A 17,951-nucleotide genomic window follows, 5' to 3' on the forward strand; every position below is an offset into this window, starting at 1 on the left:
GGTTGTTCCTTTATTCATTAGCCCGTGGAATTAGTTAAATACACGTTGGTTTAAATCAATGTCCTGATATTTTTCTCCTACAAGCTTAGCTACTCGACGCATATGTTTCTCCATTAATCTTTTGGCCATTTTACTGTCCTTTTCTCGTAGACTATAAAAAATGATCCAATGCTCCGTTTGAGACTGTTTTCTTCGCTCATCTGTGAATAATTCTTCCGGATTACCTACAAAATTCAGGTAATCCCAAAGTGTCTTCGCGAGATTAAAGGTATAAGTTAACTTTGAGGCTTCATAAATGGTGCGATGAAAATCAATATTTAAGCTGGAGTATTCATCAGCTGATAACCTAGAATTATCCATTTTTGTTAAGATTTCTTCCAAAAAATGAAATTCCTCTTCGTTCAGATTTAATGCAGCCTGCTCAGTCATTAATGCATCTAAATTGGCACAAACCAATAATCGTTCTAAAACCTCTTCTGGGTCAGGTCTTTTTACAAAGACACCAACCTGCGGAATAATTGTGAGAAATCCTTCTTGCTCAAGTTTAGATAATGCCTTGTGGACGGGTGTCCGGCTCATATTTAGTTTTTCCGTAATCTCATTCACATTTATCGAGGTTTCTGGTTCCCAGATTCCTTCAATGATTAATCTTTTTATATAGCGATAAGCCTTATCAATTTTCATATCATACACCTGCTATTTTCTAGGATTAGTTACCCCTATAATATGTTAATTCACTAGCGAGTGTCTATTGTCACTTTAGGATATACTAGAGTTTTATCCTAATCTACTATAATGACGATCAAGGGTGTGTTAGTTTTAGTTTATAGGTCACCATTGAAAAAATCCGATGTTAATTTGATAAATCTTTCTTTTTGTTCGACTTGCGCCCAATGTCCACAGCGCTTAAAGACATGCAGCTGTGCATTTGGCAAATAGTCCATTACATATAGGCTGCTTTGGAGTGGTACAAAACGGTCAGCATGTCCGTGAATTAGTAAAATAGAATGGTCCATTTGTTTCAGTGCTGAAGGCGGGATAAGCATATCCGACAAATGTGATTTCGAGAAATTCTCCTCATATGATCTGCGAACTTCGGGCTTTAAAAATAGCTCTAATCGCTCAGACACAATGTTCTCCAATTCATCTTCAAGGATGCTTTTATCAAATAAGAACCAGCTTAATAAATTTTTGAATGCAACTGGATCTGGGTCTTTATGGAAGTTTGCTAGTTTTGCAAGTTCTGGAGTTGGTTCTGTTAAACCGCCGCCAGCCCCCATCAATACTACTTTATCAAATCGATCAGGTGCATACATGAGCAGATGAAGGGCAATGACACCACCGAGGGAATTCCCAACTAAGTTGGCCTTTTCAACCCCTAAATTATCCATTAACAGCAATACCTGTTTGATCCGCTCATTCATCCACTCTACACCATTTTTCGGATAGGTCTCAGGATGATCGGTATTGCCAAAACCGAAAATATCAAGTGCCACTACGTGAAATTTCTCATTAAAATGTGGTAATATGTGCTGCCAGTTTGATTTAGCACTTACCCCTGGTCCGCTTCCATGAAGAAAGATGATCGTTTCAGAGGAGTTGTCACCACCTTCATGGATAAAGGTTTGATAGTTTCCTGTTTGAACCTTCTTTGTTTCAACTGCTGTCATATTCGTTACCCTCACTTTGTAAAATAATTTTTAACATTAATTCTCTTGAATCTAAAATTTCAGTACTGTGTTATCACTATGAATTTAGTGGTTAAAATGGTAATAAAAGCGCTTTCTTAAACTAACTATAATTTTACCTTGGTTTATTTAACCTTGTCAATAAATTCTGAATATTTTTTTATTTAGAATTTGGTGAATTCCCCTAAATAAAAAAGAGGATGTCTAAAGCTTTTTGACATCCTCTATTAAATCTTCTATATGTTGGCTCTGTTAAAGTTGCCTGTTGATTTCCGCTCCAGGCACTTCGCTTTCCGCGGGCGGTCCGGGGAGCCTCCTCGTCGCTGCGCTCCTGCGGGGTCTCCCCTGCCCCGTCCTCCCGCAGGAGTCTTCGTGCCTGGAACGAAGGTCAACAGGGTGCCAAAATCAACAATAAGCTTTAACACAGCCTATATGTTAGAAATTATTCCAGCAATCTTGCACCAGCCATTGTGCCGCCGTCAATTACTAATTCCGATCCAGTTACGAAAGAAGATTCATCTGATGCTAAGTAAAGAACACCATATCCCACATCTTCAACTTTTCCAAAACGACCAAGCGGAAGTTGATCCATTAGGTTCCTGCGGACAATTTCATTTTCAAGCGCATCTTTTACAAGGTCAGTCATGATAAGTCCCGGATAAACGCTATTGACTCGTATATTGTCCCGTGCATATTCAATAGCCGCTGTTTTCGAAAGTGATCGTACGCCCCCCCTTTGCTGCACTATAGTGAGCAAAGCTCCCTCCCCTAAGAGCGGCAATCGAAGCTATGTTAACAATCGAACCACCGCCATTTTTCTTCATATAAGGGATAACAGATTGGATACCAATAAAAGTTCCAGTTAGATTTATTTCAATCATCTTATTCCATTCTGTTAATGTGATGTCTGACATTGCTGTTTCCTTATGTATTCCAGCATTATTTACTAGAATATCAATTTTCCCAAAGGACTCAATTGTTTTTTCTATTACCACTTTCCAATCAACTTCTGAAGAAATATCATGTTGCATCGCGATTGCGGTGCCATTATTGTTATGGATTTCCTTGACAATCTTAGCTGCACTTTCAAAGTCTATATCTGTGACAACAACGGACGCTCCCTCTTTGGCGAATAATTCTGCTTCAAACGCTCCCTGTCCATTACCGGCGCCCGTGATTATAGCCACTTTACCTTCTAATCTCTTCAATCAACTCTCCCCTTTCTGCACAGTCTATCATTTATTAACCTGTTTATTTTCTTCGGATGATAGGAAGGTAGAATTATGGGATATGATGTTACCCATGCTACCGCCAACAAAGATTTTCTGTCCTGTTACATAGTCAGATAATCCTGACGCTAAGAATAAACACACACCTGCAATATCCTCAGCCGTCCCCATTCTGTGCATCGGAACTTCTTTTTTGGAAAGTGCTGCTGTAAATTGATCTCGTTCAGGACCAGGAGGCATTAATTCATCCCAAAAAGGAGTCATAATCGGACCTGGCGAAATGACGTTAACATGGACTCCTAGCGGCGCAAGTTCAAATGCGAGATTATGGGTAAGACTCTCCACCGCACCTTTGGCAGCATGGTAATGCAGTACAACCGTATAAGCATTAAATGCCCCCATCGAAGAGAAATTAACGATTTTTCCATATCTTTGTTTTTTCATGTACGGTAAAATTTCCATAATTGGATTAAGGGTACCATTAAGATTTAACTTTATGGTTCTGTCCCAATCCTCCATGTTAATATTTTCACTGCTCCCGTTAGCACCAAAGGTACCTCCTGCAGAATTTACTAAAATATCAATTCTGCCAAATTCCTCCATCACCTGATCTACTGTTGCTTTAATCGTTAATTGATCAGTGACGTCTACCTGATTATAGGCGCGAGCTTGTCCTCCGGCTGTTTGGATGTTATCAGCAACGATACGAGCAGCATCAAAATCCAAATCAGCAATGACTACGGTCGCACCTTGTTCGGCGAATTTTTTAGATGTAGCTTCTCCCATGCCCTTTGCTCCACCAGTTATGACGGCTATTTTATCTTTTAACAGCATATTATATCCCCCTTTGCTTTTTGGATTGATGTCTATATTCCTCTTACACCGCCATCAGATACGATGGAGGTACCAGTCATATAGGATGATTCATCAGAAACCATGAATAAAATTGTTTTTGCCTGTTCTTCTGGTGTGGACATCCTGTCCAATGGGATGATTTTTTCCATATGAGGGGTATTCGGATTATCGGCAATCATTTCCGTATAGACGACACCCGGCAATAAGCAATTCACCCGGATGCCTTTTCCGGCATACTCAGCAGCTACTACCTTTGACATATGGGTGATTCCTGCTTTAACAAAACTATAGAGTGCATGGGTAGGCATGACACTGACCGCAGCTAAAGAGGTCACATTGACAATGTTTCCTGAAGACCGTTTTTCCATATGCGGGAGGACCAACTGCATGGCACGGAAATAAGAATACGCATCAAGTGCAACGAATTCATCCCAATCACTGGTTGTTAATTCAATAAATGGTTTTTCAATAATTCTCCCTGCATTATTGATAAGAATATCAATTTGACCAAATCTCTCTAACGTACTATCTACTAAATTTATGATTTGTTCTTCGTCCGTCATATCTGTCTGTACGAAAATCGCTTCTCCTCCCTGGCTATTGATGGAATCAACGATTCTTTCTCCGTTTTCCCTTCTTCTTCCGACAACTACAACTTTTGCACCCTCTGCAGCAAATAATTTAGCAGTTGCTTCGCCAATTCAGGAGGTACTGCCCGTTACAATCGCAACTTTATTTTGTAATCTTTGTAATGAATTCCCCATCATACGTCCCCTCTCATGTAATAATTTTTTTCATATAAAAAGCTAAAATGATGAATTTTCTACTCATCATTTTAGCTTTTTCTTTGTCATTGACTTAGAGTAGCCTCAATATCCCTTTTCGGCTTCATTACCGAAATAGCCCAAATGATTGCTAATGCAACTAATCCAATTGCACTAACTGCTAATGGGAATCTACCTATATCTTGGTTAAATATATTTTGAATCACTTGAAATCCAAAAGGCCCTAAAATCCCTCCAATCCCTTGCCCTGCAACCACTAAACCTACATTTGAAGGAGCACCTACTGGGGTTAACTCAGAAACCCTAGTAAATACTCCTGGAATGCCAATACCCATCGCAAAGCCACCGAATACACTTCCAATTAAGATCATTGTTAGAGTTGGAGAGTAGTAACAGATGGCCATTCCAACACCGGTCATTAAAACAGCAAGCGGTAAATACATGGTTGGAAGTTTGTGTTTTATCTTCCCAAAAAGGAAACCAGCTATTAAAGTACCAAAAGTAAAGATGGATATAGCCAAACCAGCTTCTGTGGCATTACCTAATTTATCCGCTTGGATGACAACTGAAATATTTACTACATAGCCAAAAATTAGCGCTGAATAAAAGACCTGTCCGAGACTTACCCAATAGATTGCTTTTGGCAATTTAATCTTTACGGCTGCCTGTTTACTATCGACTATAGCTACCTGTTTCTTCTCAGGCTCGGGCAGGTAAAGAATTGTAATAGCAAGAATCCAAATAGGGAACAGGTAGGTTAGGAAACCATAATGCCACCCATAAGCATCCGCTAAGATCCCTCCAACCAATTGGAAGAAAATTGCTCCGATACAGGCAATCGTTGATGTACCAAATCCAATCAAGAAATCTCTTTCTCTTCCATCAAAGAAATCTGTAATAACGTCCACCGATAACGGCATTGTAATCCCGACACCAAGCCCTAAAATCCCTCTCATAGCAATTATCAACCATAGGTTATCAATAAATGTTGGAAGGACTCCTCCGATGATGAAAAGGCTTAAGCCTACAAACAATAGTGTTCGCTTCTTGAACATTTTGGAAAGTTTACCATAAAAGAGAGCAGGAACAATTTGTATTAATCCTGGAAAAGTAGCAACTAACATAACAATTGTGGGGTCATATTGTGGAAATGCCTTAATGATGTCAGCCATTATTGATCCTGCTACCCCTGCAGCAACATCTTGGAAAGCAAGAATAACAACCAAAAACTTAAGAAAATTTCTGCTGATGGTCTTTACTGCCATTGTTAAACCTCCCATATCATTTCATAAATGTTTTGAAATAGATAATGAATCCGCTTTCAAAATAAAACAAAAATTTCGAGCAGGTTGTTTTGTTGGCCATCAAAACAACAGAACTAAAATTTTAATTTTACGTTTATTACTTTTTTAATTGTATAAAACGGTAAAAAAAGCGCTTTCTTTTACTAACTGTAATTCTACATACCAAATAAATACTTGTCAATATATTCTAAATATTATTTATTTTTAGAATTATAGTCGTTATTTCGCGAAAACACTAAAAAATGCCCTGAAAATTTCAGGACATTTTTTACATATCGTTATCAAGTAAAATTTTACTGATAATCTTTGCTTATCGAGTCTATTTTATATAATCTTTTCAAAAATTAGTAAAAAACTAACCAATCTGCTTAACCCACCAATTACTCTTCTGCTAACAATCGGTATTTTCCACTAAAATAGATTAATGGCTCAGAATCTTCAACTTTAAGATTGGTTACTCTGCCAATAAAAAGTGTGTGATCACCTTCATCATGCTCCGCTGATACTTCGCAAACAATTTGAGCAGTTGCTCCTGGTAAAACTGGTATACCCTCGAGGCGGTCAAACACAATTTCTTGTTGATTTTTCGACTGTCCCGCGAAAATCTTTGATAATTCTTGTTGATCTGCCGCAAGTATATTGACTGAAAAGCTTTTACTTTGTTTTATTTTTTCAAGCATTTGTGCTTTTTCAGCAATTGAGATTACGACAAGTTTTGGATTTAGAGAAACAGACATGAATGCATTCGCAGTCATTCCATGGACATTTCCAGCCACTTCCGTTGCGACCACCGTTACCCCTGTTGCAAACTTTCCCATTGCGTTTCGAAATTGACGATCATCCATAATTTCACCTCGCTAATTTTTATTTTTCTTTATTGCCTTTTTTTTCAAACGACGATACATCCGATATCCTTTTCGCACCGCATCGACGATAAAAAATGGGATAGGCGGATGATATTTATATATATATGGTAAATAAATCTTGTAATAAGCTTTTTTTAAATCTTTCCATTTTTTGCAGTACCCTTGTTTATAAAAATCAGAAATATCAACAATATAACCTCTCCCCTCAAACATGACGACATTCTTGCCGTGAACATCATAGGGATTTAATCCAACCGACCTCGCATAATCCAAACCTGAATCAATATCCTTTATGACAGCCTCAGGGATTGGAACTCCCTTTACCACAGCATCAAACAAGGTAATACCGTTAAGCTTTTTTAAGATTAGATAATTTTCCCCATAATCATAAAGTGAAGAATAACTTTTATGATTTCCTAACCTATTGTAAACATCAATTTCTTTTTTAAGCTCCTCGGGGCTTCGACCATAAACTTTTACCACCCACTCTGGATGAGCATCAAGTGTAAAGACCCCAGCATAATTGCCGCTCCCGATCGTTTTCCATAACGGTGACATATTTTTTACAATGATGGGGTCAAACGGACTATCAGACGTTAATTGTATTCTTGGTAATAATTCTGTTTCTATTAAATTTATATACTCTGCTTTTTGCATTTGCACACCTTCTAATCTATTAGGCATTCATTTTTTGAAAAGGGTTAATCTAAGAAATGATTTTCTCCACACATCTTACCACTATGTTAGATAAAATGTTCAACTAATTTTATTCAAAATTTAATGGAAATTTCTTATAAGCCATTATACACTATTAGTTAACAGAAAAATTTAGTATTCATTTGGAAATCCCCTTTTACCGCTCTTATTGAGTATACAGGTAAAGGGACAAATAGAGAGGGTTGCCATGACTTTTCCCATTTTAAATACGAAAAGACTTAAATTAATTGAACTAACACATCAGCATGTAGATTATCTATACGAGATTTTATCATTAGAAGAAGTGACCCGTTTTTATGGAACAAATCGTTTTACTTTACCTGTCGAAGCTTCAAGATTAATTGATATGTTTCATAAGAACCTGGTTGATAAACGTGGAATCCGCTGGGGTATCAAATTAAAGGAAAATCAAAGGATCATCGGCACTGTTGGTCTTAATAGTTTACATCTAAAAAATAAGCGCGCAGAAATTGGTTATGAGCTTCATCCCGACTATTGGAGGATGGGCTATGGTTCAGAGGCGATTAAAGAAGTGATCCGCTTTAGTTTTAATCAATTGGATTTATTTCGAATTGGAGCTATAGTTTACCCTGAAAATATGTCATCCGTAAATTTACTAATTAAGCTAGGCTTCACGAAGGAAGGTTTACTACGAGGGTATATCAATCAAAATGAGCAATTTCATGATACGTTTGTATTATCATTATTAAAACCAGAATGGAAGAAAAGCCAGGTTTAATATCCTGGCTTTTCTTATTCCTGAAAGTATTCCTTCATTGCTTTAGCATTTTTTTCTTCCGTATCATGATAATACGGATTATTTTCTGAAGTATCTTTTGGGTCAAGATTTGTTTTAATAACTAACATTGGCGAAGGAGAGCTTTCAGCGATAATTCTGTCATTTAATTGTTCAAAATCAGGCATATTTTTATTTCCAGGCTGTCTGGGTTCCATAGTAACACCTCCTTAAAATAGCTTGCTGATTTTAGCATCTAATCATTCTTAAATCAGAATTTTTCCATCCTTTTTCCGAAAAAAGAAAAAAACTAGGAAGTAAAAACCTCCTAGTTAGTTTTATTCTTCTTCTGAGCCGACTAAGAAATCAGGATTTAACTCCTCGAATTCTTCATCGTCTACGTCCATTCCCCACTCATCGTCATTGTCCTTGCAGCCTTCAGAACTGACGCGAACACAAACCTTAGTCTCGCCAATCACCTCTACAAGGAATTCCCTTTCGACATGGACGATGATTCTGTTACCATTAGGGGAAATGACCGCTTCACAGCAATTAGGCTGCTGTAGCACTCGAGCACTTATTTCATTGTCATCGAGGCAGTCATGGTCACGATACTTTAACTTAATGACATCTGTATATTGGACACGTTCTGTAACAACTTCTGTTTTGGTATTGTCATTAAATGAATACCAAACATTGATGTCGTAAGAGCCATGTATCTCTACAGTCTTGCCAACCTTTTTCGCATTGTATTTATGGTTGATGATCCAACAGCCAAGTATACTTGTTGGACTATGCGCCGGGCTAATCGTATGATTGGACTGGGTGAATTTACGTCCTTTCGCTACTACGGCCTTGGTAATTATCTCTCTATAGTCTCCCATTTCGCGCGAACCCTCCTCATTCATTTTCATTTCATCGTATGCATGATATAAGACTAGTGTGATATTTATTTTGATGAGTGCTGGATAAAAGTTTAGTCATAGTTCATTTTATGCGGGATTTATAGGTGTGTGCCTTCCTAGCCTGTACTTAAAACGAAGGTTAATAAAATGGCAGGAATCAGGGGAATATAAAAGTGGATAAGATTTATAAAAATGGCTCTGTTAAACTTGGCTGTTGATTTTCGCTCCAGGCGCTGCGCTTTCCGCTCCAATCAACTTACTTGGTTATAAATCAACATTGACCTTTAACACTGCCTAAAAAAAAGCCAGGCTTTGTTAAAAGCCTGACTAGAATATTAATGATCGTGATCGCAATCGTCGTGACCTTCACAAGCACCGCCGCCATTTTGCATGCTAGATCCAGTTTCTCCTAACAATACATCGCCGCCCGTTGAAATGATAATTTCATCGGTTACAGTATTCGAAATGGTTGAGGCAATGATTTGTAGCAATTCATTCACTTCTAATTGTGATTGTTTGAAATCCTGGACCACAGGTATTTCATCCAACTCTTGCTCAATTGAAGCAATTTTATCTTCTACCTTTTTTAGTGCTTCTGGTTTTCCATAATGCTGAAGGTTTACAGCCTGCTTTTGCAATCCCTTAATGTCAGCTATTAAGGTATGAACTTTCTTATTTTCATTTAATTGAGCCTCTGCTCGTTTAAAAAAGTCAACTTCTTCTGTTTCTGCAATCATCCGTGCTAAATCAGTTGCACGTGCAACGATATCGTCTTTTGTATATTTCGCCACTTTACTTCACCTCTGCTGGTTCTAGTTCTTCCACCATTTCTCCGTTTAATGACCATGTTTTTGCTTGTGTAATTTTCACTTTTACAATCTTGCCAATCGCTGATTTTGGTGCAACAAAGTTTACAAGCTTACTCCTAGAAGTGTAGCCTGCAAGAACATCAGGATTGTTTTTACTTTCCCCTTCAACAAGAACTTCAAGGATTTGGCCTTCATGTTTTTTCATAGCTTCTAATGAAAGTTCATTCACAAGAGCGTTTAGGCGTTGTAAACGTGCTTTCTTCACTTCCATCGGAACGTTATCCTCCATTTTTGCAGCTGGAGTACCTTCACGCGGAGAATAAATAAATGTATATGCTAATTCATAACCAACTTCACGATAGAGGGACATCGTTTCTTCAAACTGTTCGTCTGTTTCGTTCGGATAACCAACGATAATATCCGTTGTTAAAGCAACATTCGGAATGGCCGCTTTGATTTTTTTAACAAGTTCTAAATATTGTTCTCTTGTATATTTACGAGCCATGATTTTTAACACATCAGTTGATCCTGATTGCACTGGCAAATGGATATGATCCATTAAATTGCCGCCTTTGGCAAGGACCTCAATTAGACGATCATCAAAGTCACGCGGGTGGCTTGTTGTAAAACGAATCCGTGGAATATCAATTTTTCGCAATTCATCCATCAGTTCACCAAGTCCATAAGTTCCGTCCTCTAAATCTTTTCCATAGGCATTCACGTTTTGACCAAGCAAAGTAACTTCTTGGTAGCCTTGTGCTGCTAGATGACGAACTTCTTGGATAATTTCTTCTGGACGTCGGCTTCGTTCTTTCCCACGTGTAAAAGGTACGATACAATACGTACAGAATTTATCACAGCCGTACATGATGTTAACCCATGCTTTAATATTTCCACGGCGTACTTTTGGAAGGTTTTCAATCACGTCGCCTTCTTTTGACCATACTTCAACAACCATTTCTTTTGACATATATGCTTCATGCAATATATTTGGTAAACGATGAATATTATGGGTACCAAAAATCATATCGACCTGATGGTAGGTTTTGAGAATCTTATTAACTACAGATTCCTCTTGAGACATACATCCACAAACACCGATAAGTAAATCAGGCTTTTCCAATTTCAAGGACTTTAAATGGCCCAGTTCACCGAACACTTTATTTTCTGCGTTCTCTCTGATCGCACATGTATTTAAAAGAATGACATTGGCATCCTCCGTGCTGTCGGTTGGTTCATAGCCTAATGCTAAGAAAATCCCAGCCATTACTTCAGTATCATGTTCGTTCATTTGGCAGCCATAAGTACGGATATAAAATTTCCGCCCCTCGCCCATTCCACGAAATTCTTCAGAAATAGAAAAATCATTATGGTACTTTACTTCTTCTTTTCCGCGTTTCTTCGCTTCTGTTAAAGAAGGTGCAGTAATTACTTGTTCAAAGTACTTGCTGTAATCCTTTGCGGATTTTTTGTCCGAAGAATTAACAGACTCGACTTTCTGACCTTCTAAACGTTGTTTTTCATTCATTTGTTCAAATGCCCCTTTCTTTTCATATTACGTAATTCATCTATTAAATTTTTAAGATTTTAATCTGTGCAAAAGATGAATGAAGACTTCAGACTTTCTCCGCACATTATTATAGTATAAAGGTTAACTTGATTGAAAACAATAGAAAATCCCGTGACGTCAAGTCACGGGATTTTGCTTTTATCATTAAATAAATTCAGAAACTAATTTATCAAAATAATTTTGGTCAAGATTAAGGTCAGCTTTAGATAACGGTGCTTCCGAGTAGCCCGTGATCAGTTCTTGATAAGACTTACGCTCAGTATTTTGATAAATAAGTCCTGTAACAAGACCATTATGCTTCATTAATGTCTGCATCGCATCTTCGCGATTTGAAGGGTCATAACCCTCTATATCACTAAGTTTTGTTAGATTTTCTTTAAACCAATCATAGGTGTTCACTTTATTATAAGTAACACATGGGCTGAAAACATTGATTAAAGAAAATCCTTTGTGTTTTAAACCGGCTTCAATTAAAGCAGTTAAATCTTTTAGATCTGTAGAGAAACTTTGTGCAACAAATGTTGCTCCTACAGTCAACGCCATTTCCATCGGAGAAATTGATTGCTCAATCGACCCCATCGGAGTTGACTTTGTTTTAAAGCCAGTAGCTGAACGTGGAGAAGTTTGACCTTTAGTCAAACCATATATTTGGTTATCCATAACGATATAAGTTATATCAAGATTACGACGAATGGCATGAATCGTATGCCCCATCCCGATCGCATAACCGTCACCGTCACCACCAGAGGCGATAACAGTTAAATCACGATTAGCCATTTTAACACCTTGTGCGATTGGAAGTGAACGACCATGAATCCCATGGAAGCCATATGAATTAATATAACCGGAAATACGTCCTGAACAGCCGATTCCAGAAATTACAGCTAAGTTTTCTGGCTCTAAGCCTACATTTGCTGCCGCACGTTGCATTGCCGCTTGTACGGAGAAGTCGCCACAGCCAGGGCACCAGTTCGGTTTTACATTGTTACGAAAGTCTTTAAAAGTGGCCATTTAGAACAACTCCTTACATTTTGTATATACTTCGTGTGGTAGGAACGGATTACCATCATATTTAAGATGCTTAGTAATTTTTTCAGCATGTCCAACATTCATTTTCATAATATTGGCTAATTGTCCAGTTGCATTGTTTTCCACTACAACAACTTTCTTCGCAGAACGAACAAGCGGAAGAACATCGTCAGTTGGGAACGGATGGATCAAACGAATATGGGCATGATTTACTTTTAAGCCGTCTTTCTCTAAACGAGTCATTGCTTCTTCAATAACACCACGAGTCGAGTTAAAACCTACAAATAGTACATCAGCATCTTCGTGCTTAACATTTGTATATACTGGTGTATTAAAGCGGATATTTTCGACCTTCCGGAAACGCTTATCCATTTGCGCAATTCGGTTTGGAGCAGATTCCGATGGTTTACCAGTCTCATCATGCTCGACACCTGTTACGTGATGAATACCATTTTTCATTCCAGGGATTACACGTGGAGAAACTCCGTCCTCTGTTACTTCATAGCGTTTAAAATATGCATTGTTTTCGTTAGCGGGTATGTCTTCTGTTACTAATTTTCCACGTCTGATTTCAACCTTGTCATAATTTAATGGTTCAACCGTTTGTTTACCCAAGGATAATTGTAGGTCAGATAAAATAATGACTGGACATTGATATTCTTCTGCTAAGTTGAATGCTTCAGCTGTATCATAGAATGCTTCTTCAACAGTGCTTGGAGCCATTACAATTTTCGGAATTTCACCATGTGTTCCATAAATCATCGCCATAAGGTCTGATTGTTCTTGTTTTGTTGGTAATCCTGTTGATGGACCGCCACGTTGCGTGTCAACAATTACTAGTGGCGTTTCAGTAATACCTGAGAGGCCAATTGCTTCCATTTTTAAAGATAATCCTGGACCTGCCGAAGCAGTAATTGTACGAACACCGCCGTAGTTTGCTCCAATTGCCATTGTACATGCAGCAATTTCATCTTCGGTTTGAATTACAGTTCCACCTAGTGCAGGTAGCTTTTTAATCAAATATTCCATTATTTCAGAAGCTGGTGTAATTGGGTAGGCTGCCATAAAACGGCATCCGCCTGCAATAGCTCCAAGAGCAATAGCGTCATTTCCTATCATGAACATCCGCTTTTTGCCATCAGCCTTTTCAAGCTCCATTGTTTGGATGCCAACTGCAAGATTTTCCTTCATTTTATCAAAGCCAGCTTTGATCGCATCCATATTTTTTGCAACTACTTGGTCGCCTTTTTTACCAAAAATCTCGCGAACTACTACTTCAAATACATTAATATCTAAGTCTAATACAGCAGAAGTTGCACCAATTGCAACCATGTTTTTCATTAGAGAAGTTCCGAGCTCTGTGGCAATTTCAGTAAATGGAACCGCATACAATGCAGCTTCAGTATCTTCCGGCTTCTTTGGATTGAATTTTGCATCAGCAAGGATTACTCCATTACTGTGTAATTCTTTGTAGTTTACATCAATAGTTTCCTGGTCAAATGCTACAAGGATATCTAAGTCATCAGAAATAGAACGAACTTCTGTAGTACTAACTCTGATTTTATTGTTGGTATGACCACCTTTAATACGTGAAGAAAAGTGACGATAACCATACAAGTAATATCCCAGGCGATTCAGTGCAATAGCAAAGATTTCCCCAGTACTTTCAATACCTTCCCCTTGTTGTCCTCCAACTTTCCATGAAAGTTGATTGATCATGACTTACACCCCTTTGGATATGTAAAAATAAGTAGTTTTGATGATCCATTTATTAGTTTAGCACTATTCCGAGTAAATCACTAGAAATTAGCCCATTTTATATAAAAAGACTAATAAAAAGTAGAAAGGATATGTACTAAACGCTTACAATTCTAGACCTATGAACTAAAAATTGCAACCCTTAAAAGCGAAATAATGTTTAAAATATGAATATTTTTTTATTATTTGAAATATACTTGCTTTCTACAAGATAACAAATAAAAAAACATAATTTATCCGCATTATACGGCGTTTTGCAATATTAATTCAAGCTATGCACATTCATGATTTGAATTTTAAAATTTATTAAAGGTTATGGTAGAATAATACTTTAATAAGTAAATATCATTTAATACCAATTAGTGAGAAATAAAACCTAAAAAATACCTGCTTGTAAAACAAGCAGGTAAAGGTAAATGTCCCTTTGTTTGATCGCCTATAAATAGTCTATCTCTTTCAACGTGGTTCTACAATTAGCTTGATAGCTGTGCGTTCTTCCCCGTCAATTAAAATATCGGTAAACGCAGGGATACAGATTAAATCAACTCCGCTAGGTGCTACAAATCCTCGAGCAATCGCTACTGCCTTTACGGCTTGATTCAATGCACCCGCCCCAATTGCCTGTATTTCCGCTGCACCTCTTTCACGCAGAACCCCGGCAAGCGCACCAGCTACAGAATTAGGATTAGATTTTGCTGAAACTTTTAATATATCCATTTCTAGCTCCTCCTTAGAAAATCCCGATCCCGCATGAGCAGTTTCATGAACAAATCAGGTTATAACATTCCACTGCTACTATATTCATTTGTCAAAAAACATATTCCGGCTTGGACAAAAAAATTAGAAAAGCGGAGGCGCCCGGTTAGCAGCGGATGGACTGGAGCGCTTTGACTGAGATAAAGGAAACACGGAGAGCGAAGCGATTCGATGTTGACTTATCGTAGGGAAAAGAGCGAAGTCCACTAGCTGCTGGGCGCTTGAGCTAGACACTGTTCAAAGATATTTAGTAACAAAAAAATAAGAGCAAATGAAATTTGCTCTTAAGAGTAAAACGGATGGTCATCATTTATTAAAATGGGCTGTATCTTTTTTGTTAAGCCTGTTTTACGATCTAATTCAATCATAACTGCACTTAATTGATTTCTTCCTGCCGTTGCCACTTCAAACCGGACTGGCAGGCTGGTTAGGAACCTTTTAAGGACTGCTTCTCTCTCCACCCCTAAAATGCCATCATACGGCCCTGTCATCCCTACATCAGATAAATATCCTGTGCCTCCCGGTAAAACCCGGTTATCGGCCGTTTGAACATGTGTATGTGTCCCCACAACGGCAGAGACCCTTCCATCTAAATACCAACCCATTGCCTGTTTCTCACTTGTTACTTCCGCATGAAAATCCACAAAAATATATGGGGTTCTCTCCCTAGCAATTTCAACTAATTCGTCAGCTTTCTTAAAAGGACAATCCAATGAAGCCATAAAGGTTCGCCCCTGCAGATTTATAACAGCAACTTCTAAATCATTGACTTTAAAAAAAGCCATACCTTTCCCTGGTGTTCCTTCTGGAAAATTCGCTGGTCTAACCATATTTTTTGCAGAACCGATAAATTCAAAAATTTCACGATTATCCCATGTGTGATTACCCAGTGTTACCGCCTGTGCCCCATACCCTAAGAATTCACGATAGATTTTTTCAGTAATCCCCTTGCCTCCTGCTGCATTCTCCCCATTGATAATAGTAAAGTGAGGACGATATTTTTCTTTTAATTTTGGCAAATATTCCTTCACCATGTCCCGGCCTGGTGAACCGACAACATCACCGATAAAAAGTAGATTCATTTTGGTCCCTTTCGTTAAAAAAATTGTTATTGTATAAATTGTATCACATTCAGACTTTATTTAATCGGATAAGGTGCTGCAAAAAATAAAGCGGTGCATGCGCACCGCTTTATTTTGCGTATTCAACAGCCCGTGTCTCACGAATAACTGTCACTTTAATATGACCTGGATAATCAAGCTCTTCTTCAATGCGCTTACGAATATCGCGTGCTAATCGATGTGCAGCAAGATCATCAACTGAATCCGGTCTAACTATAATACGTACCTCTCGACCTGCTTGAATGGCAAAGGATTTCTCTACACCTTCATAGGATTCCGAAATCTCCTCTAACTTTTCAAGACGGCGAATATAGTTTTCAAGCGTCTCACTACGTGCACCTGGTCTTGCAGCTGATAAGGCATCTGCTGCTGCAACTAAAACGGCTATGATAGATGTTGCCTCTGTATCCCCATGATGGGAAGCAATACTATTGATTACTACCGGATGTTCCTTGTATTTAGTTGCAAGTTCAACACCAATTTCAACATGGCTGCCTTCTACTTCATGGTCAATGGCTTTCCCAATATCATGAAGCAAGCCCGCACGACGTGCCAAAGTTTCATCTTGGCCAAGTTCAGCGGCAAGTAAACCAGACAGTTGCGCAACTTCCATTGAATGCTTTAATACGTTTTGCCCGTAACTAGTACGGAATTTTAAGCGACCAAGAATTTTGATCAGATCTGGATGGAGTCCATGAACACCCACTTCAAAGGTGGTTTGCTCACCCACTTCACGGATATACTCATCTACTTCGCGACGTGATTTTTCTACCATTTCCTCAATTCGTGCCGGATGGATACGCCCGTCTTGGACCAATTTCTCCAGTGCTAAGCGAGCCGTTTCGCGACGAATAGGATCAAAACCTGATAGAATGACAGCTTCAGGAGTATCATCAATGATTAAATCAATTCCTGTTAACGTTTCAAGCGTACGAATATTTCTTCCTTCACGGCCAATAATACGGCCCTTCATTTCGTCATTTGGCAGGTTGACGACAGAGACAGTCGTTTCCGCAACATGGTCAGCAGCGCAACGCTGGATTGCTAACGAAAGTATTTCCTTTGCTTTCTTGTCGGCTTCCTCTTTTGCACGATTTTCGCTTTCCTTGATCATTATCGCAGTGTCAGTGATAAGTTCCTGCTCCATTCGATCAATAATGATTGTTTTTGCTTCCTCGCGCGTTAAGCTCGATATTCGTTCGAGTTCAGTTTGTTGTTTTCGTACTAACTCGTCCACTTTGCTTTCCATCTCTTCAATATGCTGTTGTCTTTGGTTTAGAGAATCATCCTTCTTTTCTAAAAGATTTTCACGTTTGTTTAACGTTTCCTCTTTTCGATCTAAATTCTCTTCTCTTTGCAGTAAACGGTTTTCTTGTTTTTGCATTTCATTTCTTCGTTCACGAACCTCACGCTCTGCTTCAGTCCGAAGCTTGTGAATTTCATCCTTTGCTTCTAGCAAAGCTTCCTTTTTCAATGAATCAGCATCACGTTTAGCATCTTCAAGAATCTGCTCTGCAGCATTCTTTGCACCTGCTACTTTTGCATCAGCAATGGATTTATGAACAAAATAGCCAACAACGGCACCGACGATAAGGCCAAGCAAAATGGAGATGATTGTAATTGGTTCCATCGTTACACCTCCTCTTGCTATGAACTTTTGTTACATTTTTTAAGTGTCGGCATGTACATTGTTTAGACTCAACATACAGCAAGCACCAAGGCTTTTTTCGAATTGTAATAATACCAAAAATGTAAAATATACATGTTAATTGTAAAGGTGGGAATATTCATTGTCAAGGCTTAGTCCTATTGGCTTTTTGAAA

Annotated in this window: 19 protein-coding genes; 1 reads left to right on the forward strand and 18 read right to left on the reverse strand. The window is 38.3% G+C overall.

What is annotated here, in order from left to right; all coding sequences use genetic code 11:
- Positions 1-30: 30 nt before the first annotated feature.
- From COE25_RS13205 to COE25_RS13240, 9 genes are all read right to left on the reverse strand, one after another.
- Entirely contained in the window at positions 31-684 is a 654-nt protein-coding gene (locus tag COE25_RS13205; RefSeq protein ID WP_098932979.1) for a GntR family transcriptional regulator, read from the reverse strand.
- A gap of 140 nt (positions 685-824) precedes the next feature.
- A complete protein-coding gene (locus COE25_RS13210; RefSeq protein ID WP_098932980.1) occupies positions 825-1,670 on the reverse strand; it encodes an alpha/beta fold hydrolase in 846 nt (281 codons plus the stop codon).
- A 460-nt stretch (positions 1,671-2,130) separates the two neighbouring features.
- Positions 2,131-2,445: an SDR family NAD(P)-dependent oxidoreductase gene (locus tag COE25_RS32115; protein WP_306572535.1), complete on the reverse strand. Its 315-nt coding sequence runs from the start codon at positions 2,443-2,445 to the stop codon at positions 2,131-2,133.
- Positions 2,384-2,896, reverse strand: coding sequence for an SDR family NAD(P)-dependent oxidoreductase (locus COE25_RS13215; protein ID WP_306572536.1), 513 nt, complete (start codon positions 2,894-2,896; stop codon positions 2,384-2,386). The genes COE25_RS32115 and COE25_RS13215 overlap by 62 nt, the downstream gene beginning before the upstream one ends.
- A 27-nt stretch (positions 2,897-2,923) precedes the next feature.
- Positions 2,924-3,751 (reverse strand): SDR family NAD(P)-dependent oxidoreductase, encoded by an 828-nt coding sequence (locus tag COE25_RS13220; RefSeq protein ID WP_098932981.1) that lies wholly within the window; start codon positions 3,749-3,751, stop codon positions 2,924-2,926.
- Positions 3,752-3,783: 32 nt separating this feature from the next.
- A complete protein-coding gene (locus COE25_RS13225; protein WP_098932982.1) occupies positions 3,784-4,473 on the reverse strand; it encodes an SDR family NAD(P)-dependent oxidoreductase in 690 nt (229 codons plus the stop codon).
- A gap of 149 nt (positions 4,474-4,622) precedes the next feature.
- Positions 4,623-5,822 carry an MFS transporter gene (locus COE25_RS13230; RefSeq protein WP_088086434.1) on the reverse strand — a complete coding sequence of 400 codons (1,200 nt, stop codon included), beginning with the start codon at positions 5,820-5,822 and terminating at the stop codon, positions 4,623-4,625.
- 419 nt (positions 5,823-6,241) lie between these two features.
- The gene (locus COE25_RS13235; protein WP_088086433.1) at positions 6,242-6,706 is read right to left on the reverse strand and encodes a flavin reductase family protein; all 465 of its coding nucleotides are present in this window, start codon (positions 6,704-6,706) and stop codon (positions 6,242-6,244) included.
- A 12-nt stretch (positions 6,707-6,718) separates the two neighbouring features.
- Positions 6,719-7,384, reverse strand: coding sequence for a protein kinase family protein (locus COE25_RS13240; RefSeq protein ID WP_098932983.1), 666 nt, complete (start codon positions 7,382-7,384; stop codon positions 6,719-6,721).
- Between the two features lie 247 nt (positions 7,385-7,631).
- On the opposite strand from COE25_RS13240, the gene COE25_RS13245 reads away from it, so the two are divergent.
- Positions 7,632-8,183 (forward strand): GNAT family N-acetyltransferase, encoded by a 552-nt coding sequence (locus tag COE25_RS13245; protein ID WP_098932984.1) that lies wholly within the window; start codon positions 7,632-7,634, stop codon positions 8,181-8,183.
- 14 nt (positions 8,184-8,197) lie between these two features.
- Here the strand turns inward: COE25_RS13245 and COE25_RS13250 are convergent, their stop codons facing one another.
- From COE25_RS13250 to rny, 9 genes are all read right to left on the reverse strand, one after another.
- Entirely contained in the window at positions 8,198-8,398 is a 201-nt protein-coding gene (locus tag COE25_RS13250; protein WP_098932985.1) for a hypothetical protein, read from the reverse strand.
- A gap of 120 nt (positions 8,399-8,518) precedes the next feature.
- Positions 8,519-9,064: an outer spore coat protein CotE gene (locus tag COE25_RS13255; protein ID WP_088086429.1), complete on the reverse strand. Its 546-nt coding sequence runs from the start codon at positions 9,062-9,064 to the stop codon at positions 8,519-8,521.
- 356 nt (positions 9,065-9,420) lie between these two features.
- A complete protein-coding gene (locus COE25_RS13260) occupies positions 9,421-9,876 on the reverse strand; it encodes a YlbF/YmcA family competence regulator (protein ID WP_088086428.1) in 456 nt (151 codons plus the stop codon).
- 1 nt (position 9,877) lies between these two features.
- Positions 9,878-11,422: a tRNA (N6-isopentenyl adenosine(37)-C2)-methylthiotransferase MiaB gene (miaB, locus tag COE25_RS13265; protein ID WP_098932986.1), complete on the reverse strand. Its 1,545-nt coding sequence runs from the start codon at positions 11,420-11,422 to the stop codon at positions 9,878-9,880.
- 186 nt (positions 11,423-11,608) lie between these two features.
- Positions 11,609-12,475 carry a 2-oxoacid:ferredoxin oxidoreductase subunit beta gene (locus COE25_RS13270; RefSeq protein ID WP_088086426.1) on the reverse strand — a complete coding sequence of 289 codons (867 nt, stop codon included), beginning with the start codon at positions 12,473-12,475 and terminating at the stop codon, positions 11,609-11,611.
- A complete protein-coding gene (locus COE25_RS13275) occupies positions 12,476-14,212 on the reverse strand; it encodes a 2-oxoacid:acceptor oxidoreductase subunit alpha (RefSeq protein WP_142354474.1) in 1,737 nt (578 codons plus the stop codon).
- A 495-nt stretch (positions 14,213-14,707) separates the two neighbouring features.
- Positions 14,708-14,968 carry a stage V sporulation protein SpoVS gene (gene spoVS / locus COE25_RS13280; RefSeq protein ID WP_026566505.1) on the reverse strand — a complete coding sequence of 87 codons (261 nt, stop codon included), beginning with the start codon at positions 14,966-14,968 and terminating at the stop codon, positions 14,708-14,710.
- 323 nt (positions 14,969-15,291) lie between these two features.
- Positions 15,292-16,089 carry a TIGR00282 family metallophosphoesterase gene (locus tag COE25_RS13285; RefSeq protein ID WP_098932987.1) on the reverse strand — a complete coding sequence of 266 codons (798 nt, stop codon included), beginning with the start codon at positions 16,087-16,089 and terminating at the stop codon, positions 15,292-15,294.
- Positions 16,090-16,198: 109 nt separating this feature from the next.
- Positions 16,199-17,758 (reverse strand): ribonuclease Y, encoded by a 1,560-nt coding sequence (gene rny / locus COE25_RS13290; RefSeq protein ID WP_088086423.1) that lies wholly within the window; start codon positions 17,756-17,758, stop codon positions 16,199-16,201.
- Positions 17,759-17,951 lie beyond the last annotated feature (193 nt).

Origin of the sequence: Bacillus sp. AFS031507 (assembly GCF_002584635.1) — a bacterium.
Lineage (GTDB): Bacteria > Bacillota > Bacilli > Bacillales > Cytobacillaceae > Neobacillus.

Bases quoted from the DNA above. Each gene is read 5' to 3' on its own strand.
- COE25_RS13275 (WP_142354474.1), bottom strand. From the start codon at position 14,212: ATGATCAATCAACTTTCATGGAAAGTTGGAGGACAACAAGGGGAAGGT.
- COE25_RS13235 (WP_088086433.1), bottom strand. From the start codon at position 6,706: ATGGATGATCGTCAATTTCGAAACGCAATGGGAAAGTTTGCAACAGGG.
- COE25_RS13240 (WP_098932983.1), bottom strand. From the start codon at position 7,384: ATGCAAAAAGCAGAGTATATAAATTTAATAGAAACAGAATTATTACCA.
- COE25_RS13230 (WP_088086434.1), bottom strand. From the start codon at position 5,822: ATGGCAGTAAAGACCATCAGCAGAAATTTTCTTAAGTTTTTGGTTGTT.
- COE25_RS13245 (WP_098932984.1), top strand. From the start codon at position 7,632: ATGACTTTTCCCATTTTAAATACGAAAAGACTTAAATTAATTGAACTA.
- COE25_RS13250 (WP_098932985.1), bottom strand. From the start codon at position 8,398: ATGGAACCCAGACAGCCTGGAAATAAAAATATGCCTGATTTTGAACAA.
- COE25_RS13285 (WP_098932987.1), bottom strand. From the start codon at position 16,089: ATGAATCTACTTTTTATCGGTGATGTTGTCGGTTCACCAGGCCGGGAC.
- rny (WP_088086423.1), bottom strand. From the start codon at position 17,758: ATGGAACCAATTACAATCATCTCCATTTTGCTTGGCCTTATCGTCGGT.
- spoVS (WP_026566505.1), bottom strand. From the start codon at position 14,968: ATGGATATATTAAAAGTTTCAGCAAAATCTAATCCTAATTCTGTAGCT.
- COE25_RS13205 (WP_098932979.1), bottom strand. From the start codon at position 684: ATGAAAATTGATAAGGCTTATCGCTATATAAAAAGATTAATCATTGAA.
- COE25_RS13210 (WP_098932980.1), bottom strand. From the start codon at position 1,670: ATGACAGCAGTTGAAACAAAGAAGGTTCAAACAGGAAACTATCAAACC.
- COE25_RS13270 (WP_088086426.1), bottom strand. From the start codon at position 12,475: ATGGCCACTTTTAAAGACTTTCGTAACAATGTAAAACCGAACTGGTGC.
- miaB (WP_098932986.1), bottom strand. From the start codon at position 11,422: ATGAATGAAAAACAACGTTTAGAAGGTCAGAAAGTCGAGTCTGTTAAT.
- COE25_RS13255 (WP_088086429.1), bottom strand. From the start codon at position 9,064: ATGGGAGACTATAGAGAGATAATTACCAAGGCCGTAGTAGCGAAAGGA.
- COE25_RS13220 (WP_098932981.1), bottom strand. From the start codon at position 3,751: ATGCTGTTAAAAGATAAAATAGCCGTCATAACTGGTGGAGCAAAGGGC.